Annotated in this window: 18 protein-coding genes; 12 read left to right on the top strand and 6 right to left on the bottom strand. The window is 62.3% G+C overall.

Annotation, left to right across the window (positions count from 1 at the left end; genetic code table 11):
- Positions 1 to 108 precede the first annotated feature (108 nt).
- Positions 109 to 525, bottom strand: a complete 417-nt coding sequence (locus JJB74_RS23890) for a hypothetical protein (RefSeq protein WP_200596146.1) — start codon at positions 523 to 525, stop codon at positions 109 to 111.
- 378 nt (positions 526 to 903) lie between these two features.
- Between JJB74_RS23890 and JJB74_RS23885 the strand changes: the two genes are divergently transcribed.
- From JJB74_RS23885 to JJB74_RS23870, 4 genes are all read left to right on the top strand, one after another.
- Positions 904 to 1,695 carry an enoyl-CoA hydratase/isomerase family protein gene (locus JJB74_RS23885; RefSeq protein ID WP_200596144.1) on the top strand — a complete coding sequence of 264 codons (792 nt, stop codon included), beginning with the start codon at positions 904 to 906 and terminating at the stop codon, positions 1,693 to 1,695.
- A 56-nt stretch (positions 1,696 to 1,751) separates the two neighbouring features.
- Positions 1,752 to 3,317, top strand: a complete 1,566-nt coding sequence (locus JJB74_RS23880; RefSeq protein WP_200596142.1) for an acyl-CoA synthetase — start codon at positions 1,752 to 1,754, stop codon at positions 3,315 to 3,317.
- A gap of 113 nt (positions 3,318 to 3,430) precedes the next feature.
- Complete coding sequence (locus tag JJB74_RS23875; protein ID WP_200596140.1) at positions 3,431 to 4,042, top strand: NnrU family protein; 612 nt, start codon at positions 3,431 to 3,433, stop codon at positions 4,040 to 4,042.
- Positions 4,043 to 4,329: 287 nt separating this feature from the next.
- Positions 4,330 to 4,986 (top strand): YiiX/YebB-like N1pC/P60 family cysteine hydrolase, encoded by a 657-nt coding sequence (locus tag JJB74_RS23870; protein ID WP_200596138.1) that lies wholly within the window; start codon positions 4,330 to 4,332, stop codon positions 4,984 to 4,986.
- 198 nt (positions 4,987 to 5,184) lie between these two features.
- Here the strand turns inward: JJB74_RS23870 and JJB74_RS23865 are convergent, their stop codons facing one another.
- The 4 genes from JJB74_RS23865 to JJB74_RS23850 form a co-directional block, all read right to left on the bottom strand.
- Complete coding sequence (locus JJB74_RS23865; protein ID WP_200596136.1) at positions 5,185 to 6,513, bottom strand: amidohydrolase; 1,329 nt, start codon at positions 6,511 to 6,513, stop codon at positions 5,185 to 5,187.
- A 34-nt stretch (positions 6,514 to 6,547) separates the two neighbouring features.
- Positions 6,548 to 7,963, bottom strand: coding sequence for an MFS transporter (locus JJB74_RS23860; RefSeq protein ID WP_200596191.1), 1,416 nt, complete (start codon positions 7,961 to 7,963; stop codon positions 6,548 to 6,550).
- A gap of 203 nt (positions 7,964 to 8,166) precedes the next feature.
- Complete coding sequence (locus JJB74_RS23855; RefSeq protein ID WP_325170165.1) at positions 8,167 to 9,027, bottom strand: BKACE family enzyme; 861 nt, start codon at positions 9,025 to 9,027, stop codon at positions 8,167 to 8,169.
- A gap of 365 nt (positions 9,028 to 9,392) precedes the next feature.
- The gene (locus tag JJB74_RS23850; RefSeq protein WP_200596188.1) at positions 9,393 to 10,316 is read right to left on the bottom strand and encodes a LysR substrate-binding domain-containing protein; all 924 of its coding nucleotides are present in this window, start codon (positions 10,314 to 10,316) and stop codon (positions 9,393 to 9,395) included.
- A gap of 122 nt (positions 10,317 to 10,438) precedes the next feature.
- Here JJB74_RS23850 and JJB74_RS23845 point away from each other — a divergent pair, with 122 nt between their 5' ends.
- From JJB74_RS23845 to JJB74_RS23810, 8 genes are read left to right on the top strand one after another with little or no spacing between them, the layout of a single operon-like run.
- Complete coding sequence (locus tag JJB74_RS23845) at positions 10,439 to 11,548, top strand: muconate/chloromuconate family cycloisomerase (protein ID WP_200596134.1); 1,110 nt, start codon at positions 10,439 to 10,441, stop codon at positions 11,546 to 11,548.
- A 34-nt stretch (positions 11,549 to 11,582) separates the two neighbouring features.
- Entirely contained in the window at positions 11,583 to 11,873 is a 291-nt protein-coding gene (gene catC, locus JJB74_RS23840) for a muconolactone Delta-isomerase (protein WP_200596132.1), read from the top strand.
- Positions 11,874 to 11,915: 42 nt separating this feature from the next.
- The gene (catA, locus tag JJB74_RS23835; protein ID WP_200596131.1) at positions 11,916 to 12,836 is read left to right on the top strand and encodes a catechol 1,2-dioxygenase; all 921 of its coding nucleotides are present in this window, start codon (positions 11,916 to 11,918) and stop codon (positions 12,834 to 12,836) included.
- A 34-nt stretch (positions 12,837 to 12,870) separates the two neighbouring features.
- On the top strand, positions 12,871 to 14,265 hold the full coding sequence (gene benA / locus JJB74_RS23830; RefSeq protein ID WP_200596130.1) for a benzoate 1,2-dioxygenase large subunit: 1,395 nt from the start codon (positions 12,871 to 12,873) through the stop codon (positions 14,263 to 14,265).
- Positions 14,262 to 14,753 (top strand): benzoate 1,2-dioxygenase small subunit, encoded by a 492-nt coding sequence (gene benB, locus JJB74_RS23825; protein ID WP_200596128.1) that lies wholly within the window; start codon positions 14,262 to 14,264, stop codon positions 14,751 to 14,753. The genes benA and benB overlap by 4 nt, the downstream gene beginning before the upstream one ends.
- Positions 14,754 to 14,807: 54 nt before the next feature.
- On the top strand, positions 14,808 to 15,827 hold the full coding sequence (gene benC, locus JJB74_RS23820) for a benzoate 1,2-dioxygenase electron transfer component BenC (RefSeq protein WP_200596126.1): 1,020 nt from the start codon (positions 14,808 to 14,810) through the stop codon (positions 15,825 to 15,827).
- A 5-nt stretch (positions 15,828 to 15,832) separates the two neighbouring features.
- A complete protein-coding gene (locus JJB74_RS23815; protein WP_200596187.1) occupies positions 15,833 to 16,615 on the top strand; it encodes a 1,6-dihydroxycyclohexa-2,4-diene-1-carboxylate dehydrogenase in 783 nt (260 codons plus the stop codon).
- Positions 16,616 to 16,618: 3 nt separating this feature from the next.
- Positions 16,619 to 17,794, top strand: coding sequence for a benzoate/H(+) symporter BenE family transporter (locus JJB74_RS23810; RefSeq protein WP_200596124.1), 1,176 nt, complete (start codon positions 16,619 to 16,621; stop codon positions 17,792 to 17,794).
- Between the two features lie 32 nt (positions 17,795 to 17,826).
- Here JJB74_RS23810 and JJB74_RS23805 read toward each other — a convergent pair whose 3' ends face one another.
- Complete coding sequence (locus JJB74_RS23805) at positions 17,827 to 18,231, bottom strand: response regulator (protein WP_200596122.1); 405 nt, start codon at positions 18,229 to 18,231, stop codon at positions 17,827 to 17,829.
- Positions 18,232 to 18,236: the final 5 nt, after the last annotated feature.

The following is an 18,236-nucleotide window of genomic DNA, read 5'->3' as shown; positions in this document are numbered from 1 at the left end:
AATGCACACGGTCCGGCTCTCCACTTGCAGGCACACCGCAGTGCCGTGCTTCAACCGCCGGACGTCCGCAGCGAGACGTCGTATTTGGCGCGCACGGCGCCGATCAGATCAGGCGGTGACCCGGGCCGATTGCACAGCCGATTTGCCAGCGAACTGCACGGTCGCATCGACAAAGGCGCGCGCATCGAATTCCACGTCGCCCACTTCTTCATCGACGATCAGCGGAAGCGTAGCCGCTGCCTGCCACACCGGAAACGCGACGTCCACCGCGCCGCCATCAAGCACGGCAACCACATGTTCCGGCAAGGCGCCGGTAGCGACGATGTTGGCCATCGCGGTCAGCCGTGCTTCGACTGCTGCGCCTTTCTCTCGATGACCGCCGAATACTCCAGCCAATGTGTGCAAGCGTGCTTCCACCTCGGCCGACTTGGGGCAGACCCTGTGCACCTCGTGCACGGCGGCATGCAAATCATTGACAGTAACTGGAACGGCATTGAGCATGCCTTCGAAATCGAGAGTAGTCATGGTGTGCAGGTTGCCAGTGGCGTTGAGTAAGAGACGCAAGCATGATGACCAATGCATCCCCAGGCCGCAAGCCGGCTAACGTCGACACTTCGCCTAAGAGGAATCCTACAAGCCTGCCCCAACTCGGCAGTGGACAATCATTCGTGCTAACCGCCGCTGCGCCAACGGCTCGGCTGTTGCGACCGGCAAGGGGCATCGGTAGCAAAGCACGTTTGACTCCCGATACGCGTCCTTTTCCGCTCCTGAGTGGCGCCGCGGGATGCGATCCCTGGATGGCCCGGAAGCGTTACACTTCCCCGTGCTTGCGCTCAAGTCGTCTGGCGACACATTGCGCGATTAGCTCCATCAGCCCTGTCAGCTCATTCCCCGGGAGGAAACATGAGCGCTTCCGATACGGATACTCCGCTTCACTATTGGCGCGACGGCAGCGTGGCCCATATTCGCTTCAACCGTCCCTCGGTCCTGAACGCCATTGACATACCAACCGCTCACGCTTTCCTCGACGCCTGCCGATCTGCTCATGATGATGCCAGTGTAAGAGCCGTCGTAATCAGCGGGGAAGGGCGTGCCTTCGTCGCGGGTGGCGACCTTGCGGCACTTGCACATGATCCGGTCGAAACGGCACGCGAGATCATCGCCGCCATGCATGGCGGCATCGCGCTGCTTGCGGCAATGCAGGCGCCGGTGCTGGCGAGCCTCCATGGTGTGGTAGCCGGCGGAGGCCTGGGTATCGCACTGGCCTGCGATCTCGCCATCGCCGCCGAGGGAACGCGCTTCAAGCTTGCCTACGTGAATATCGGCGCAAGCGCCGACTGTGGCACCTCATGGGCCTTGCCGCGCCTGGTCGGCATGCGCAAGGCCATGGAGATCGCGCTGCTGGGGGAGACTTTCGATGCCGAGGAGGCGCTGCGTCTCGGGCTGGTGAACCGCGTGGTGCCAGCCGAGCGACTACAGGAAGAGACCGCCAGGCTCGTCCAGCGCCTGGCAGACGGCCCGACTCTGGCTCTGGGCCGGCTCAAGCACGCCATTCGCGCCTCGCACAATCGCGACCTGGAGGCGCAGCTCGACGCGGAAGCGGCCGATTTCATCGCTTGCGCATCAAGCCGCGATTTTGTCGAAGGCGTTTCCGCCTTCCGTGACAAGCGGTTGGCAGGTTTCGAAGGACGGTGAACGCGAAGCGAAGACAAGGCTCGGCCGAGCTCAACATAACTACAAGGAGACACGCCATGAACGAAACCGTCGATGCCATACGCCAGCACAGCCTCGGCGATGTGCTGCGACGAACCGCGCGACGCATGCCGAACAAGACCGCCATTGTCTGCGGCACGGTGGCCTGGACCTATGCCGAATTCGATGCCATCTGCTCCCGGCTCGCAGGGGCACTAATGGCGCGAGGCGTCGCCACAGGCGACCGGGTCGCGATCCTGTCGCGCAATTCACATGCCTTCGCGGCGATGCGCTTCGCGCTGGCGCGCACAGGCGCGGTAATGGTCCCGATCAACTTCATGCTCAATGCCGATGAGGTCGCCTACATACTCCGGAGCTCGGGCGCGGGCATGCTGCTCGTCGGCGAGGGACTGGAGGCGCTCGCAGCTGCTGCCGTGCAGAAGCAGACCGCCGTTACGGAGTGCATCTGGTTACCCGGTGAGGATGGCGGCACTGCCGCGCCGCAAGGCATGACCGGATTCGTCGACCTGCTCGATGCGCAAATCAAGGAGGCCACGCTGCCCGCAGTCGATGCGCGTACGCTGCTGCAGATCATCTATACCAGCGGCACCGAGTCGCTGCCCAAGGGCGCAATGCTCACGCATGAAGCGGTGCTGTGGGAATACGCCACCTGCATCATTGAAGGCAGCATGGCAGCGACCGATATCATGCTGCATGCCTTGCCGCTCTATCACTGCGCGCAGCTCGATGTATTTCTTGGGCCGGCAATCTACCTTGGCGCCACCAGCATCATCACTGGGCAACCGCGCCCGGACACCATCCTTCCGCTGATCGAGCGGCACAAGGTGAATTCCTTCTTCGCGCCGCCATCGGTCTGGATCGCGCTGCTGCGCTCGCCGCAATTCGACATGACGGATCTGTCATCGCTGGAGAAGGGATATTACGGCGCCTCCATCATGCCGGTCGAAGTGCTCAGGGAAATGCAGCAGCGCATGCCACGCGTGCGGCTGTGGAATTTCTATGGACAGACCGAGATCGCGCCGCTGGCCACGGTGCTTTATCCGGAAGACCAGCTGCGCAAGGCCGGATCGGCCGGCAAACCCGCGCTCAACGTCGAGACGCGTGTGGTGGATGAGAACATGAACGATGTCCCACCCGGGACGATTGGTGAGATCGTGCATCGTTCCCCGCAGCTGCTCACGGGTTATTACCAGGACCCCGAGAAGACAGCAGCAGCCTTCAGCGGCGGCTGGTTTCACAGTGGCGACCTGGCCATGCTTGACGAGGAGGGGTATATCACCGTCGTCGATCGCAAGAAGGACATGATCAAGAGCGGCGGTGAAAACGTCGCGAGCCGCGAGGTCGAAGAAGTGATATTTCGCATTGCTGCCGTGTCGGAAGTGGCGGTCATTGGCTTGCCGGATCCGTATTGGGTGGAGGCGGTCACCGCGGTCGTCGTGTTGCGCCACGGGCAGACGACGAGCGAGGAAGACGTGATTGCGTTCTGCAAGGCCAACATGGCGCACTTCAAGGTGCCCAAGCGAGTCATCTTTGCGGATGCCTTGCCCAAGAATCCGAGCGGCAAACTGCTGAAGCGTGAACTGCGCAAACGATATGCTGGCTGAGTCGCGCGCTCCTTCGGTCACTCCGGGCTGCACCTTCGTCGACATGAGCCTGCGCGGCTAACACGCCGTGATCTCCCATGCCACGCTGATCGCCGCCTGGGCGCGGCAATACAGTGGATCGCGAGTTGGAACATTCTGTTCAGTTAATGGAGCAAATCATGACGATGCTTGTTCTCGGTCTGCTGGCCTTTTTTGGCATACATCTTGTTCCGGTCTTGGATGGCATGCGAGGCGCACTGTTGCGCAGCCTCGGCGAGAAAGGCTACAAGGGAATGTTTTCACTCGTCTCCGCGCTCGGACTAGTCCTTATCGTAGTCGGCTATGCCCGCGCTCCCATGGGAACGCGTCTGTTCGATCCATTCCCGGGCGCGATAGCGATCGCGCCCTTTGCCATGATCGTCAGCTTCATATTGCTGGCGGCTGCGAACATGCGCACGCACATACGTCGGACTCTCAGGCATCCGATGCTGATCGGTATAGGCATCTGGGCCAGCGTGCATCTGCTTGCCAACGGGGATGCGAAGGGCAGCCTGCTGTTCGGGGCCTTCCTTGCCTATGCGGTCCTTGACATCCTCTCTGCAAGCAGCCGGCATGCGGTAAAGCGTTTCGTGCCCGTTGGCAGGCAGGATGTGATCGCTGTTCTCTCTGGAGCGTTACTTGCCATATTGGTGATGCTGTTTCATGGCCAACTGTTCGGCGTCAAGGCGGTGTCCTGGGGCCTTTAGCATGTTGTTGAAAGACCTGGGGCGATGGACACCGAGGGCAGGGTGCATTTCACGGTACCGCCAGCCTATTCGTCTGCCGGCGCCATATGCAACCGTTCTTCGAGGCTGTTCCAGGGATGGCACTGAACACCGTTTGACGTCCATCAACATGGCATGCGCCCGAACATTTTCACTTGTGGGTGAAGATCAGCCGATAAGGCTGTTCAGCTGAATTAGCTTATGGGGCTCCATGCAGAGTGACCGGCGTGCCCACATTCACACCAACCAAACGCTACTCAGGAACACCGATGCCCATTCAAACATTAGCTCCCGCAGAGCAGAAATTCGCCTCGGACCGTGTCACGCGGGACAGCTATTCAAACCTGAGAAGGCAGATACGGACCGGCGATCTGCTCTTTGCGGCGGGTAACTACCCGGTCAGCAGGATGATTGAACACTTCTCCAATTCCATGTTCAGTCACGTCGGATTCCTGTTTCGGTGGAACGATCGTGTGCTTCTCCTGGAAAGCGTAGAGGACGACGGAGTGCGCGCCGTGCCGCTGAGTCAATATGTGTCGGACTATGAAAACTCCGGTGAGCCCTATGATGGACGCCTGTTCCTGGCGCGCTATAACGGCGACATCGACGCACAAAAAGTAACGGCGATGCTTGGCGAGGCGGCGGATCTTCTCAACCGAAAGTACAACAAGGAAGAAGTGGGAATGATCCTGGCGCGCCTCACGATAGGCTTCGGACATCCCGTGGAAAACAATACCTATATCTGTTCAGAGTTCGTTGACGAATGCTTCAGGAAAATCGATATCGTGTTTCCGCGCGCGGAAAGCGGCTTCATTTTCCCGGAACAAATCGCAGCGGATCCCAGAGTCCAACCGATGTATGAGATTGCGTTGTCCACGCAGGATGTAGCCAGTACTCATCTCGGCGGTATGAACATGATCGGATAAGAAGGCGCGTTGGCAACCCTGAGCTCTTGCTGGAGATGCGACATTCAAAACATTTGCGGAAGGTAGCTAGCTCGGGACCTCGTTTGACATAAGGCAGATTATGCAGCTGCCGGCGGTGTGCGGCGGGCAGGGTGGCCATGCTCTGTCCATGGACGACCCCTCCCATCCACCCGGTTGTGCTGAGGTCCTGGCAGGAACTCAGTCGCGTCCCAGGTAGTCCAGCGCCAGCGCCGTCATGGTTCGCGCACCTACTGCAAGAGCCGCCTCGTCGATTTCGAATTTCGGCGAATGATTGGGCGCAGCGGTGGCCGGGTTCCTTCCCGGACCGGTCGCCCCCAGGAAGAAAAACATTCCCGGCACTTTCTTCTGGTACTCGGAAAAGTCCTCCGACGCGCTGAGCTTGGGCGCCAATACCGCCTTGCCATCAGTGACCCGTTTCAGCGTCGGCAGCATTTGAGCAGTCAGCGCTTCATCATTGATCGTCGGCGCATATCCGGGCTGCTGAAAGCGTACTTCGGCGCTTGCGCCACTGGCCCGCGCAATCGACTCGGCGGTCGTGCGCATGCGCTCGAGCGTGTCCGCCCGCATGCCGTCATCGAAGGTCCGCACCGTACCCAGCATCTCGACGCTGTCCGGGATGATGTTCTCCCGGTTGCCGCCTCGAATCGCGCCTATTGACAGCACTGCTGGCTCTCTGGACAGATCCAGCTGCCGGCTGACGATGGTCTGCATGCCCATCACGATCTGCGCAGCGCTCACGATCGGATCGATGCCATTCCACGGAAACCCGCCGTGCGTCTGCTTGCCGGACACCTTGATGCTGAAAGAGTCCCCCGATGCAAGTATCGGCCCCGGACGATAAGCCACCGTCCCCACCGGAAACCCGGGCATCAGATGCAAACCGAACACGGCGTCGACCCTGGGATTGTCGAGCACGCCGGCATCGACCATTGCCAATGCGCCGATGTGCTCGCCTTCGTGCTGCGAGGCTTCCGATGGCCCTTCTTCCGCGGGCTGAAAGATGAACTTGACCGTTCCATGTATCCGGTCCTTCATGCCCGACAACACCTCGGCGGTCGCCATCAGTATGGCCGTATGCCCGTCATGGCCGCAAGCATGCATGACATCGACTTCCCTGCCCATGTGCTTGCCCTTGGCCCTGGATGCGAACGGCAAGTCGACCAGTTCCTTCACCGGCAAGGCATCCATGTCCGCGCGCAGCGCAACGACCTTGCCGGGATGCGCGCCTCGGAGCACGCCCACGATGCCGGTGCCGCCGACATTGGTCCGTACTTCAAGACCCAGCCTGCGCAGATGCTCGGCGACCAGCGCCGCGGTGCGATGTTCCTGATTCGATAGTTCAGGGTGCTGGTGTATATCACGGCGCCAGCCGATCATCTTCGTTTCCATTGCGCCGACACGTGCCTGTATGTCCGCGAGCACAGGACTATCAATGGCATGCGCTGTGGTTGCGAGGGTCGCAAGAAGAAAGGCTGGCATGAGCAGCAGGGATTTCGAGTTCATCATTCGTCTCCATGTCGTGATTTTTTTGGGTTCGTATTCATCCATGTTCCGGCTCGGCTTGTGCAGGCTTTTCACGCACCATGCCTTGTCCGGAACGATCCGGTGCCGCGGAACCGGACGGTGCAGCACCCCTTCCATCGTGGTGCGCCGAAGCTGAGCGCTTGTGATCAATGAGAGAAACAGCGACCGTCGCTATGACGGCGGGAATGGCGATCGCCATGAAGTTCATTTCTAGCGGCAAGGCCATGCCGACCAGGGTGCCGATCAGGATCGGCGCGAGAATCGCTCCGCTGCGCCCAACGCCCGATGCCCAGCCTATGCCGGTCGAGCGCACCGCCATCGGATAGAACTGGCCGGCATAGGCATACGTGACGATCTGGGTGCCGATGGTCGAGGCGCCAGCCATGCCGACGAGCAGAAACAGCAGCGCCGTCGGCATCTCGTGGCCCAGCAGCGTGATCGACACCGCGGCCAGGGCATACATGCCGACCAGTACATGCTTGATATGAAAGTGGTCCGCCAGCCACCCGCCTCCGACGGCGCCGATCATTGCGCCGAAGTTCAGCACCAGCACAAAGGTGAGCGCCGACCCGAGGCTGTAGCCGGCGGCGGCCATCAGCTTGGTGAGCCAGGAGCTCAGCGCGTACACCATGAAGAGACACATGAAGAACGCGATCCAGAACATCACTGTGCTGAAGCCCCTGCCGTCCTGAAACAGCTTGCCGATCGGAGCGCTTGCCGCCGTGTCCGCGGCCGGCAGCGCAAAGCGGTCATTGGCATCGGCCCGGTAGCCTGGGTCGATGTGGGACACGATGCTCTTGAGCTCGGCGATCCGATTCTGCCTGATCAGAAACGGCATCGACTCTGGCATGGTTTTCAGGATGAACGGGATGAGAACCACCGGCGCCCCGGCAGCGAGGAACACCGAGGCCCAGCCATAGGTTTCAATCAGTCCCTTGCCCAGCAGCGCGGCAAGCATGCCACCGACCGCATAACCGCTGAACATCAGCGTGGTCAGCGTCGCGCGTATTCGCTTCGGCGCATATTCCGTCATTTGCGCCACCACATTCGGCATCACGCCGCCTATGCCCAGACCCGCCAGAAAGCGCATCGCGCTGAAGCTGTAAGGATCGCGGCACAAGCCTGCGGTGGCGGTGAATACGCTGAACAGGCCTATGCAAAGGGCGATGGTCTTGTTGCGGCCTATCCTGTCGGCAAGGGTGCCCAGGAAAATGGCGCCGAACATCATGCCGAACAGCGCTGAGCTGACCATGAAGCCGGCATTCTGCGCGGTGACGCCCATCTCCTTCATGATGGACGGCAGCGCAATGCCAGCCACCGCCAGGTCATAACCATCGAAGATGATGATCAGCGCGCACCACAACAGAATGCGGCGGTGGAACCCATTGAAGCGCGCCTCGTCGGCATGCTTGTGTATATCGATTTGTCGCATGGTCTTGTCTTCCTCTACAGATGGATCGTGGTCGGGCAGGATGTGACTGCCCTTTCTCATGTTTTTCTGAACGAACAAGCTCTTATGACGGGGCGGCTTGCTGCCCGCGCGGCTCGAGCGCGTGCGCCTCGAACGCGTGCGCCTCGAACCGTGCAAGGACGAAGGTGAGCAAGGTGTCGCCAGAGCGGCTTTGCCGCAGACTGCTAAGCGAAGCGCACGTCCGCTCTCGTATGTGTCACTGCCGGCAGGCCCAGCAGGTGTCTCGCTTCAGCGGCTGTTGCCGGGCGCGCGCCATGCCGGGCGCAAAGCTCTGCGGCAATGCGCACCAGTTCGGCATTGCTGCCGGCCAGCGTGTCGCGGTCGATGCGCACGTTGTCTTCGAGGCCGGTGCGCACTGCGTCGCCCTGTCTTTGCAGTACCCATTGGATGACGTCGTTCTGATGACGACCGATGCCGGCCGCGGTCCAGGTCGCCTTTGGCGCCACGCGACGCAACTCTGCCAGCAGCAGATCGAGCAGATGCTCCTGTACCGGCAAGGCATTCCTGATGCCCATGACAAATTGCACATGCGGCCTGTCGTTGATCAATCCGGCATCCATGAGCCTGCGCATGCCGTACAGATGCGACAGATCGAAGACCTCGATTTCCGGAAGCACCGCATGCTCTTTCATGGAAGCCGCCAATTGATCCACGAGCGCGGGCGCATTCTCGTAAATGATGCTGGGGAAATTGACGGTGCCGGTAGCCAGCGAGGCCATGTCCGGCTCCAGATGCAGCGCAGCGCCGCGGGCATTCTGGTCGCGGCCGCGCCCTCCGGTGGAGAACTGGACGATCATGCCCGGGCAGTGCCGACGTATGCCTTCCATGGCCGCGGCAAACAACTGCGGGGATGAGGAAGCGCTTTCATCGGGATTACGCACATGCAGATGGACCAGGCTGGCGCCCGCTTCATAGGCTTCATGGGTGGATTCGACTTGCTCAGCAACCGTGATCGGCACGGCGGGATTGTCTTTCTTGCGCGGAACGGATCCGGTAATGGCAACGGCAATGACCACGGGTCTCACGAACATCTCCTTGTTTATTGACATCGACTCGGCGCGCCACGCGCTGCTGCAGTCGTGACACGTGAATTTCGGCTCGATCAGGCGCCAGTGGTCCAGGCAGGTGCGGTATGAAGGCTCTTCCGACGCATGCGTAATCTGCGTCGAAGCGACGGAGCACTAACGAGGTTCCGGTTTCCGGGCGGCTGATACTTAAAGGTATCGCCAGCGATTAAAGGCGTCCAAGACCGATGAAGCATGGCTTCCATGCTTCAAAGGTATAAATCCGTGTTTCTGACGTCAGGAGTTTGCCGCGTGCTCGCGGTTTTCTGCACTAACAGGAGGACACGTGGCGGCGCGGCAGCTGGCAGGCCCGCCCCTGCGCAAAGTCATTGCGTGTAGAGGGATTCCTCGGTGTGCGGAATGCCTTCAGACCGATACAGCCCGTAAGTCAGCTCCAGGAACGACTTGATGTCCGCGGAATGGTCCTGCGCCCGTATGCTCATGATGATCGGCGACACCAGATTGACCTCGTCCAGTAACTTGTAGCAGACATCGGCCCGCTTCAGGCCGAGCACGCTTTTCGGAACGACGGTCACGCCCATTCCCGCGGCGACGAGCCCCATCGCCACCTGCAGTTCCCGCACCTCGATGATGGCCGCGGGTTCCAGCCCCCGGTCATGAAAACCGGACAGCACCTGGTCCGCGAAACTCGGACGCGGCGTCTTCGGGAATACGATCAGCGTTTCATTGACCAGCTCCCTCAGGTGCAAGCCGCGGTCGAGGAAAGCCAGCGGATGCCCCATGGGAAGGCCAGCAATCAGCTTTTCCTCGCGCAGCAGGATGCGCCGTATGTTCGGATCCTCCCGCCGGATGCGGCCGATGCCGACATCGATGACGCCATCCTTCAGTGCCTGGATCTGCTCGACCGTGGTCATCTCGTGCAGCGTCACCTCCATGTCCGGATGCTCGGCCTTGAATCGCCTTACGATTTCAGGCAACAAGCCGTACAGGGTCGAGCCGACAAAGCCGATGCCGAACTTGCGTTCGATCTTGGCAATGCGCCGTGTCATGGAAACGATGTCCGAGGATTGCGCCAGCAACTGGACCGCGTGGCCGTAGAAAAAGCGCCCGGCCTCGGTCAGCTCCAGGGAGCGCGTGGTGCGCTGCAGAAGCTCGACCTGCAGCAGCTCTTCCAGTTGCTGTATCTGCCTGCTCAGCGCCGGCTGCGCGATATGCAGACGCTCCGCCGCGCGACTGAAGTTGCGCTCCTCGGCAACCATCGCGAAATAGCGCAGGTGACGCAGCTCCAGGCTCATGTTTTCGAGTAATGCCTTAAAGGTATGAATCCGATGCTTAATCGGTCTTGGACCGGACTTAAGAAGATATCTATTGTGCGAATACCGGCTAATCACTTGCGTTATACCCGACTACCATGATTCAAGCAATCGAGACCTTTCTGGTCGATGTACCCACCATCCGAGCGCACAAGCTGTCCGTGGCGACGATGCAATCTCAAACCCTGGTCCTGGTGCGCATCCGCTGCGCCGATGACATCGAGGGATGGGGCGAAGCCACCACCATCGGCGGCCTGAGCTACGGCGAAGAGAGTCCGGAGAGCATCAAGGCCAATATCGAAGCCCATATCGCGCCGCAGCTGCTGCGCATGGATGCACGCAATCCCGCCGCCTGCATGGCGCGGTTGCGCAAGACCGTCCAGGGCAACCGCTTCGCCAAATGCGCGATCGAAACCGCCCTGCTCGATGCCCAGGCCCGGCGCCTCGGTATCCCGCTGTCCGAACTGCTCGGCGGCCGCCTGCGCGACGCCCTACCCGTCGCATGGACCCTGGCCAGCGGCGACACCGCCCGCGACATCGCGGAGGCAGAAGCGATGCTGGAGCGCCGGCGCCACCGCATCTTCAAGCTCAAGATCGGCGCGCGCAGCGTGGAGGAAGACGTGGCGCATGTGCTCGCAATCAAAAAGGCGCTGGGCGACGAAGTCAGCGTGCGGGTCGATGTCAACATGGCCTGGAGCGAGCTTGATGCCATGCGTGGCATCGCCGCGCTGCAGGATGGCGGCATCGACCTGATCGAGCAGCCGGTGCGCGCGGAACTGCCCGGCGCGCTGGCGCGGCTGTCCGCCCGATTCGCGGTGCCGGTCATGGCCGACGAGGCGCTGAAGGGCCCGCACGATGGACTGGCGCTTGCCCGCAATGAGGCCGCCGATGTATTCGCCATCAAGATCTGCCAGGCCGGCGGCCTGATCCCGGCGCGGCAGCTGGCCGACGTGGCGCAGTTGTCCGGCGTCGCGCTGTACGGCGGCACCATGCTCGAAGGCGCGGTCGGCACCGCGGCCTCGGCCCACCTCTTCTCCACCTTCGCGAGCCTGGAGTTCGGCACCGAACTGTTCGGCCCGCTGCTGCTGACCGAAGAGCTGCTGCGGGAGCCGCTGGTCTACAGGGATTTCATGCTGCAGGTGCCTGACGGTCCGGGCCTGGGCATTCGTTTCGACATGGGCCGGCTCGAGGCGCTGCGCCGCCGCTGAGCACGCCACTTACCCCACGCAAAGGAGACCCATCATGCTGTTTCATGTCCGTATGGACGTTCGCCTGCCGCATGGCATGCCGCAGGACCAGGCCGCCGAGCTCAAGCGCGTCGAGCGTGCGCGCGCCGAGGAACTGCAACGCGCCGGCACCTGGCGCCACCTGTGGCGCATCGCCGGACAGTATTCCAATGTCAGCGTCTTCGACGTGGCCAGCACCGATGAGCTGCACACGGTGCTGTCCACCCTGCCGCTGTTCCCCTTCATGGAAATCGCGGTGACGCCGCTGCTGCGCCATCCCTCTTCCATTCATTCCGACGATCGCTGAACCCGTCATCGTCGTTCCATGCATATCAACGAGGAGATCCAAATGAACCATTCCGATATCGAAAAGCTGGTCAACAACTTCGTGGTCGACACCGCCCGCGGCCCGGTCGATGCCCGCGTGCGGCAAGTCGTCGTGCGACTGCTAGGCGACGTCTTCAAGGCGATCGAAGATCTCGACCTCAGCGCCACCGAAGTGTGGAAAGGCATCGAATACCTGGCCGAAGCGGGCGCCACGCATGAACTCGGCCTGCTGGCCGCGGGCCTGGGCCTGGAGCGCTTCCTGGACATCCGCGCCGACGAAGCCGAGGCCGCGCTCGGCCTGACCGGCGGCACGCCGCGCACCATCGAAGGTCCGCTCTACGTCGCCGGTGCGCCCGAATCCCGCGGATATGCGCGGCTCGACGATGGCAGCGAAGAAAAGGAAGCCGAGATCCTGTTCATGCAGGGCACCGTCTTTGGTTCTGACGGCAAGCCGCTGCCGAACGCGAAAGTGGAGGTCTGGCATGCCAACCTGATGGGCAACTACTCCTTCTTCGACAAGAGCCAGTCGGACTTCAACCTGCGCCGCACCATCATCACCGACGAGCAGGGCCGCTACCGGTTCCGCAGCATCATGCCCGTGGGCTATGGCTGTCCGCCGGAAGGCACCACGCAGCGCCTGCTCGACATGCTTGGCCGCCATGGCCGCCGCCCCGCGCACATCCATTTCTTCGTATCGGCGCACGGCCACCGCAAGCTGACCACCCAGATCAACATCGACGGCGACGCCTACCTGTGGGACGACTTCGCCTTCGCCAGCCGCGAAGGCCTGGTTCCGGGAATTACCCGCGTATCCGACCCGAAAGAACTGGCGACGCGCGAACTGCCGCGGCCATTCGCAAGCATCGACTTCGATTTCCGCCTGCTGACCGACAAGCCGAACGCGCCAGCCGCCGAGGTCGAGCGCATCCGCGCCGCCGCCTGATCGCAGCCTGAGACGCAACACGGAGGAAGACGACATGATTCCCATCTATCCCGACAGGCCCGCCTCGGGCAAGAGCCTGGACGCCCTGCTGGTCGAAGACAGACAGACCGGTGATTACCGCCTGAGCCGCAGCGCATTCACCGATGAAGCGCTGTTCGAGCTGGAGATGAAGCACATCTTCGAAGGCAACTGGATCTACCTGGCGCACGAGAGCCAGATCCCTGCCAACAACGACTACTACACGACCCACATCGGCCGCCAGCCTGTCGTCATCGCCCGCAACCGGCAGGGCCAGCTGAACGCTTTCATCAACGCCTGCAGCCACCGCGGCGCGATGCTGTGCCGCTACAAGCGCGGCAACAAGGCAACCTATACCTGCCCGTTCCATGGCTGGACCTTCAACAACAGCGGCAAGCTGCTGAAGGTAAAGGACCCGGAGGACGCCGGCTACCCGGAGTGCTTCAACAAGGAAGGCTCGCATGACCTGAAGAAGGTAGCGCGCTTCGAAAGCTACCGCGGCTTCCTGTTCGGCAGCATCAATCCCGATGTCCCGCCGCTGGACGAGTTCCTGGGCGAGGCGGCGAAGATCATCGACATGATCGTCGACCAGTCCGCCGACGGCCTGGAAGTGCTGCGCGGCGCATCGACCTACACCTTCGAAGGCAACTGGAAGCTGCAGGCCGAGAATGGCGCCGACGGCTATCACGTATCCGCGGTGCACTGGAATTACGCGGCCACCACCAGCCAGCGCAAGCAGCGCAATGCCGAAGACGGTATCCGCGCGATGGATGCCGGCAAGTGGGGCCAGCAGGGCGGCGGTTTCTATGCCTTCGATCATGGCCACATGCTGCTGTGGACCCGGTGGGCCAATCCGGAAGACCGGCCCAATTTCGCGCGGCGCGAGGAATTCGTGGCCAGGTTCGGCGAAGCCCGGGCCGACTGGATGATCCGGCACTCACGCAATCTCTGCCTGTATCCGAACGTCTACCTGATGGACCAGTTCGGCTCGCAGATCCGGGTGCTGCGGCCGCTATCGGTCGACAGGACCGAGGTCACCATCTATTGCATCGCGCCCAAGGGCGAGCCGGCCGAAGCCCGCGCCCGCCGCATCCGCCAGTACGAGGATTTCTTCAACGTCAGCGGCATGGCCACGCCGGACGACCTCGAGGAATTCCGCGCCTGCCAGCAGGGCTTCGCCGGCCGGGCGCTGGAATGGAACGACATGTCGCGCGGATGCGCGCACTGGATCGACGGCCCGGACGACGCGGCGCAGGCCATCGACCTGCACCCGGTGATGAGTGGCGTGAAAACCGAGGACGAAGGCCTGTACACCGTGCAGCACCGGTACTGGCTGGATGAAATGAAGAAGGCTCTGGTTGCCGAAGGCGCTGCAAGTGCATCAGGCACGCCGCAGGGAGAACGGCAATGAGCACCGTGCACAAGGACCGTATCTGCGACTTCCTGTACCGTGAAGCGCGCCTCCTGGACGATGAACAGTGGGACGAGTGGCTCTCCTGCTATCACCAGGACGCGAAATTCTGGATGCCGGCCTGGGATGACAATGACACCCTGGTCGAAGACCCGGAGCGGGAAATCTCGCTGATCTACTACCCGAACCGCCAGGGCCTGGAAGACCGGGTATTCAGGATCAAGACCGAGCGTTCCAGCGCCACCATGCCGAACACCAGGACCAGCCACAACATCAGCAACGTGGAGGTCGAAAACGCAGATGGCGGCGTAGTCACCGTGCGCTTCAACTGGCACACGCTGAGCCACCGCTACAAGACCGATTACGCCTATTTCGGCATGTCGCGCTATGCGATCGATTTCAGCGGCGAACGGCCGCAGATCCTGAACAAGTATGTGGTCCTGAAGAACGACTACATCCACCAGGTCATCGACATCTATCACATCTGAAGCGCTTTCCATCCCATTGACCATGCCCCGCCCCGCCGGGGCGAGAGGCCTGCCATGACTTACCAGATTGCCCTGCAGTTCGAGGACGGCGTGACCCGCTTCATCGACTGCTCACCCGACGAGACCATCACCGACGCCGCATACCGGCAAATGATCAACATCCCGCTCGACTGCCGCGACGGCGCCTGCGGCACCTGCCGCTGCCATTGTGAGTCGGGCAATTACGATTTGCCCGAGTCCAGCTACATCGATGACGCGCTGACCGCGGAGGAAGCCGCCGGGCGCATGATCCTTGCCTGCCAGACCCGGCCCCGATCCGACTGCGTGGTGCAGGTGCCAGCCGCTTCCGCTGCCTGCAAGACCGGCGTATCGGCGTATTCCGGCACGCTCGTCGACATCGATCGCCTCTCCGATTCCACCATCGTTTTTTCTGCCGACCTCGACAATGGCGACGGCATCGGCTTTCTGCCGGGCCAGTATGTGAATGTCGCGGTGCCCGGCACGCAGTTGACACGCTCGTATTCCTTCAGCTCGCCGCCGGGCGCAAGCCGCGTGTCCTTCCTGGTGCGCAATGTGCCGGGCGGGCGCATGAGCGGCTACCTGGTCGAGCAGGCCAAGCCGGGCCAGCGCATTGCCTTCACCGGCCCCTACGGCAGCTTCTACCTGCGCAAGGTGGTGCGCCCGGTGCTGATGCTGGCCGGCGGCACCGGCATCGCGCCATTTCTGTCCATGCTGGACGCCCTGGCGCAGCAGGATTGCATGCATCCGGTTCGGCTCGTCTTTGGTGTGACCAACGATGAAGACCTGGTGGCGCTGGACCAGCTTGAGGTTGCCAAGACAAAGCTTCCCGGCTTTGAATACCGCACCTGCGTGGTCAGCGAGAGCAGCAGTCATCCGCGCAAGGGTTATGTCACCGCGCACATCGAGCCCGAATGGATCAACGGCGGCGATGTCGATGTCTACCTGTGCGGACCGGTCGCAATGGTGGAAGCGGTGCGTGTGTGGCTGGAAGCCTCCGGCCAGCAGCCGGCGAACTTCCATTACGAAAAATTTTCGGCAAGCATCGGGGCGTGACTACCATGACCAACGATCGTTTCAAGGACAAGGTCGTCATCGTTACCGGCGCGGCGCAGGGCATAGGACGCGGCGTCGCGCTCGATGCCGCCGGCGAAGGAGCGCTGCTGGTCCTGGCGGACCGCTCCGAGCTCATTCATGAAGTGGCGGCCGAGGTGAGGCAGGCCGGCGGCCGGGAAACCGTCGTGCTCGCGGACCTGGAGACATACGCTGGCGCGCAGGCCGTGATGGGGGCCGCGATGGCGGCGTATGGCCGCATCGATGTGCTGGTCAACAATGTCGGCGGCACCATCTGGGCGAAGCCGTACCAGGAATACGAGGAAGCGCAGATCGAAGCCGAGATCCGGCGCTCGCTGTTCCCTACCCTGTGGTGCTGCCGGGCCGCGCTGCCGCAGATGATCGCGCAGAAAAGCGGCGTGATCGTCAACATCTCATCGATCGCCACCCGCAGCATCTACCGCATCCCGTATGCCGCGGCCAAGGGCGGCGTGAACGCGCTGACGGCGAGCCTGGCCTTCGAGCATGCGGCGGATGGCATACGGGTCAACGCGGTCGCCACCGGCGGCACCGAAGCGCCGCCGCGCCGGGTGCCGCGCAATGCGTCGAGATTGAGCCCGCAGGAAGAACAGTGGTACCAGGGCATCGTCGACCAGACCCGCGCCAGCAGCCTGATGCATCGCTACGGCACCATCGAGGAACAGGTGCGGGCGATCCTGTTCCTCGCCTCGGACGAGGCTTCCTATATCACCGGCACCGTGCTGCCTGTAGGCGGCGGCGATCAGGGATAGCCGATGCGCACGGCCGACTGGTCTCTTTCCGCCGTCACCGCCGGTTTCCTTGCGGTGCTGGTGTCCTATTCGGGGCCGCTGGTGATCTTTTACCAGGCCGCGCAGGCCGGCCACATGTCCAACGACATGTTCGCGTCCTGGGTATGGGGCATTTCGATCGGCGCGGCGTTGTCCGGGACGTATCTCAGCTGGAAGCTGCGCATCCCGGTGATCACGGCCTGGTCCGCACCGGGCACGGCGCTGCTGCTCTCGCTGTTTCCTTCGATTTCGATGCAGGAGGTGGTCGGCGCCTACATCACCGCGGCCGTGCTCATCCTGGCCCTCGGTGCGACGGGCGGCTTCGAACGGCTGATGGCGCTCATTCCGAAAGGCGTGGCCAGCGGCATGATGGCCGGCATCCTGTTCCCGTTCGGGCTGAACGCATTCAAGGCGGTGAGCACGCTTCCCTTGCTGGCGCTCGCAATGATCGTCGCCTATCTCGTCTTCAAGCGCCTGTTCCCGCGCTACTGCATCGTGTTGCTGCTGCTGTTCGGCAGCGTCCTGGCGGTGCTGACGGGGAGCACCCACTTCTCGGAAGTGCGGCTGCAACTGGTCGTTCCGCATCTCATCATGCCCGCCTGGTCATGGACCAGCACGTTCAGCCTTGCGCTGCCGCTGGTGCTGGTCACGCTCACCGGGCAATACCTTCCCGGCATGACGGTGCTGAAGATGTCCGGCTATCAAAGCCCTGCACGCCCGATCATCACGGCCAACAGCCTGGCCTCGGTGCTGGTGGCGCCATTTGGCGGCATCACGATCGCCATCGCAGCCATCACCGCCGCTGTCTGCACCGGCGACGAAGCCCATCACGACCCGGCGAAACGGTATGTCGCCGGCATCGCCAACGGCCTCTTCTATCTTGTCGGTGGCATGTTCGGCGGCACGCTGGTGCTGCTCTTCGCGGCGTTGCCCAGGGAATTGATCGCCGTGCTCGCCGGCATGGCGCTGCTGGGCGCGATCATGGTCAACCTGGCCGGCATCGTCGCCGCACAAGACCATCGTGAAGCCGCGCTGATCAGCTTCGCGGCTACCGCTTCCGGCATGACTTTTCTGGGCCTGGGTTCGGCATTCTGGGGCATCGTGGTCGGCATGATCGCCCACCTGCTCCTGCACCGGAAAGGCCACGCAAGCGCGTCGTGAGCGCACGGCAGCGCCGGCGACATTCGACGCTTTTACTGCACGAGTCCCGCAGCCGCCGCCTTTTCCAGCGCCTCGCGTATGGCGGCCAACTGCGTTGGCTTTGCGACATGCGCGTCCATGCCGACCGAGAAGCAGCGCGCGATGTCCTCGTCCATGGCGCTGGCGGACAGCGCGATGATGTACAGACGGAGCGCGCCGCCATGCTCGACGCTCCGGATCCGGCGCGTCATCTCATAGCCGTCCATCACCGGCATCTGGCAATCGGTGACGATGATGTCGCAGCGATGCTGCCGCAGCCAGTCGAGCGCTTCCTGCCCGTTGGTTACCGTGGCAATCTGCGTGCAGCCCACGCGCCGCAACTGGCGCTCGACAATGTCGCGATTCATCCGGTTGTCTTCCACGACGAGTATCCTGACTGCGGCAAAAAATGCTTCCATGGCTT

Source organism: Noviherbaspirillum pedocola (genome assembly GCF_016632335.1).
In the GTDB taxonomy this organism is placed as follows: Bacteria; Pseudomonadota; Gammaproteobacteria; order Burkholderiales; family Burkholderiaceae_D; genus Noviherbaspirillum_A; species Noviherbaspirillum_A pedocola.
The sequence above is the reverse complement of the archived record's forward strand: the minus strand, read 5'-3'. Positions and strand labels throughout refer to the sequence as shown.

Excerpts from the sequence above, each read along its gene's own strand:
- JJB74_RS23890 (WP_200596146.1), bottom strand. The coding sequence starts at position 525 with ATGACTACTCTCGATTTCGAAGGCATGCTCAATGCCGTTCCAGTTACT.
- JJB74_RS23885 (WP_200596144.1), top strand. The coding sequence starts at position 904 with ATGAGCGCTTCCGATACGGATACTCCGCTTCACTATTGGCGCGACGGC.
- JJB74_RS23880 (WP_200596142.1), top strand. The coding sequence starts at position 1,752 with ATGAACGAAACCGTCGATGCCATACGCCAGCACAGCCTCGGCGATGTG.
- JJB74_RS23870 (WP_200596138.1), top strand. The coding sequence starts at position 4,330 with ATGCCCATTCAAACATTAGCTCCCGCAGAGCAGAAATTCGCCTCGGAC.
- JJB74_RS23865 (WP_200596136.1), bottom strand. The coding sequence starts at position 6,513 with ATGATGAACTCGAAATCCCTGCTGCTCATGCCAGCCTTTCTTCTTGCG.
- JJB74_RS23860 (WP_200596191.1), bottom strand. The coding sequence starts at position 7,963 with ATGCGACAAATCGATATACACAAGCATGCCGACGAGGCGCGCTTCAAT.
- JJB74_RS23845 (WP_200596134.1), top strand. The coding sequence starts at position 10,439 with ATGATTCAAGCAATCGAGACCTTTCTGGTCGATGTACCCACCATCCGA.
- catC (WP_200596132.1), top strand. The coding sequence starts at position 11,583 with ATGCTGTTTCATGTCCGTATGGACGTTCGCCTGCCGCATGGCATGCCG.
- catA (WP_200596131.1), top strand. The coding sequence starts at position 11,916 with ATGAACCATTCCGATATCGAAAAGCTGGTCAACAACTTCGTGGTCGAC.
- benA (WP_200596130.1), top strand. The coding sequence starts at position 12,871 with ATGATTCCCATCTATCCCGACAGGCCCGCCTCGGGCAAGAGCCTGGAC.
- benB (WP_200596128.1), top strand. The coding sequence starts at position 14,262 with ATGAGCACCGTGCACAAGGACCGTATCTGCGACTTCCTGTACCGTGAA.
- benC (WP_200596126.1), top strand. The coding sequence starts at position 14,808 with ATGACTTACCAGATTGCCCTGCAGTTCGAGGACGGCGTGACCCGCTTC.
- JJB74_RS23815 (WP_200596187.1), top strand. The coding sequence starts at position 15,833 with ATGACCAACGATCGTTTCAAGGACAAGGTCGTCATCGTTACCGGCGCG.
- JJB74_RS23810 (WP_200596124.1), top strand. The coding sequence starts at position 16,619 with ATGCGCACGGCCGACTGGTCTCTTTCCGCCGTCACCGCCGGTTTCCTT.
- JJB74_RS23805 (WP_200596122.1), bottom strand. The coding sequence starts at position 18,231 with ATGGAAGCATTTTTTGCCGCAGTCAGGATACTCGTCGTGGAAGACAAC.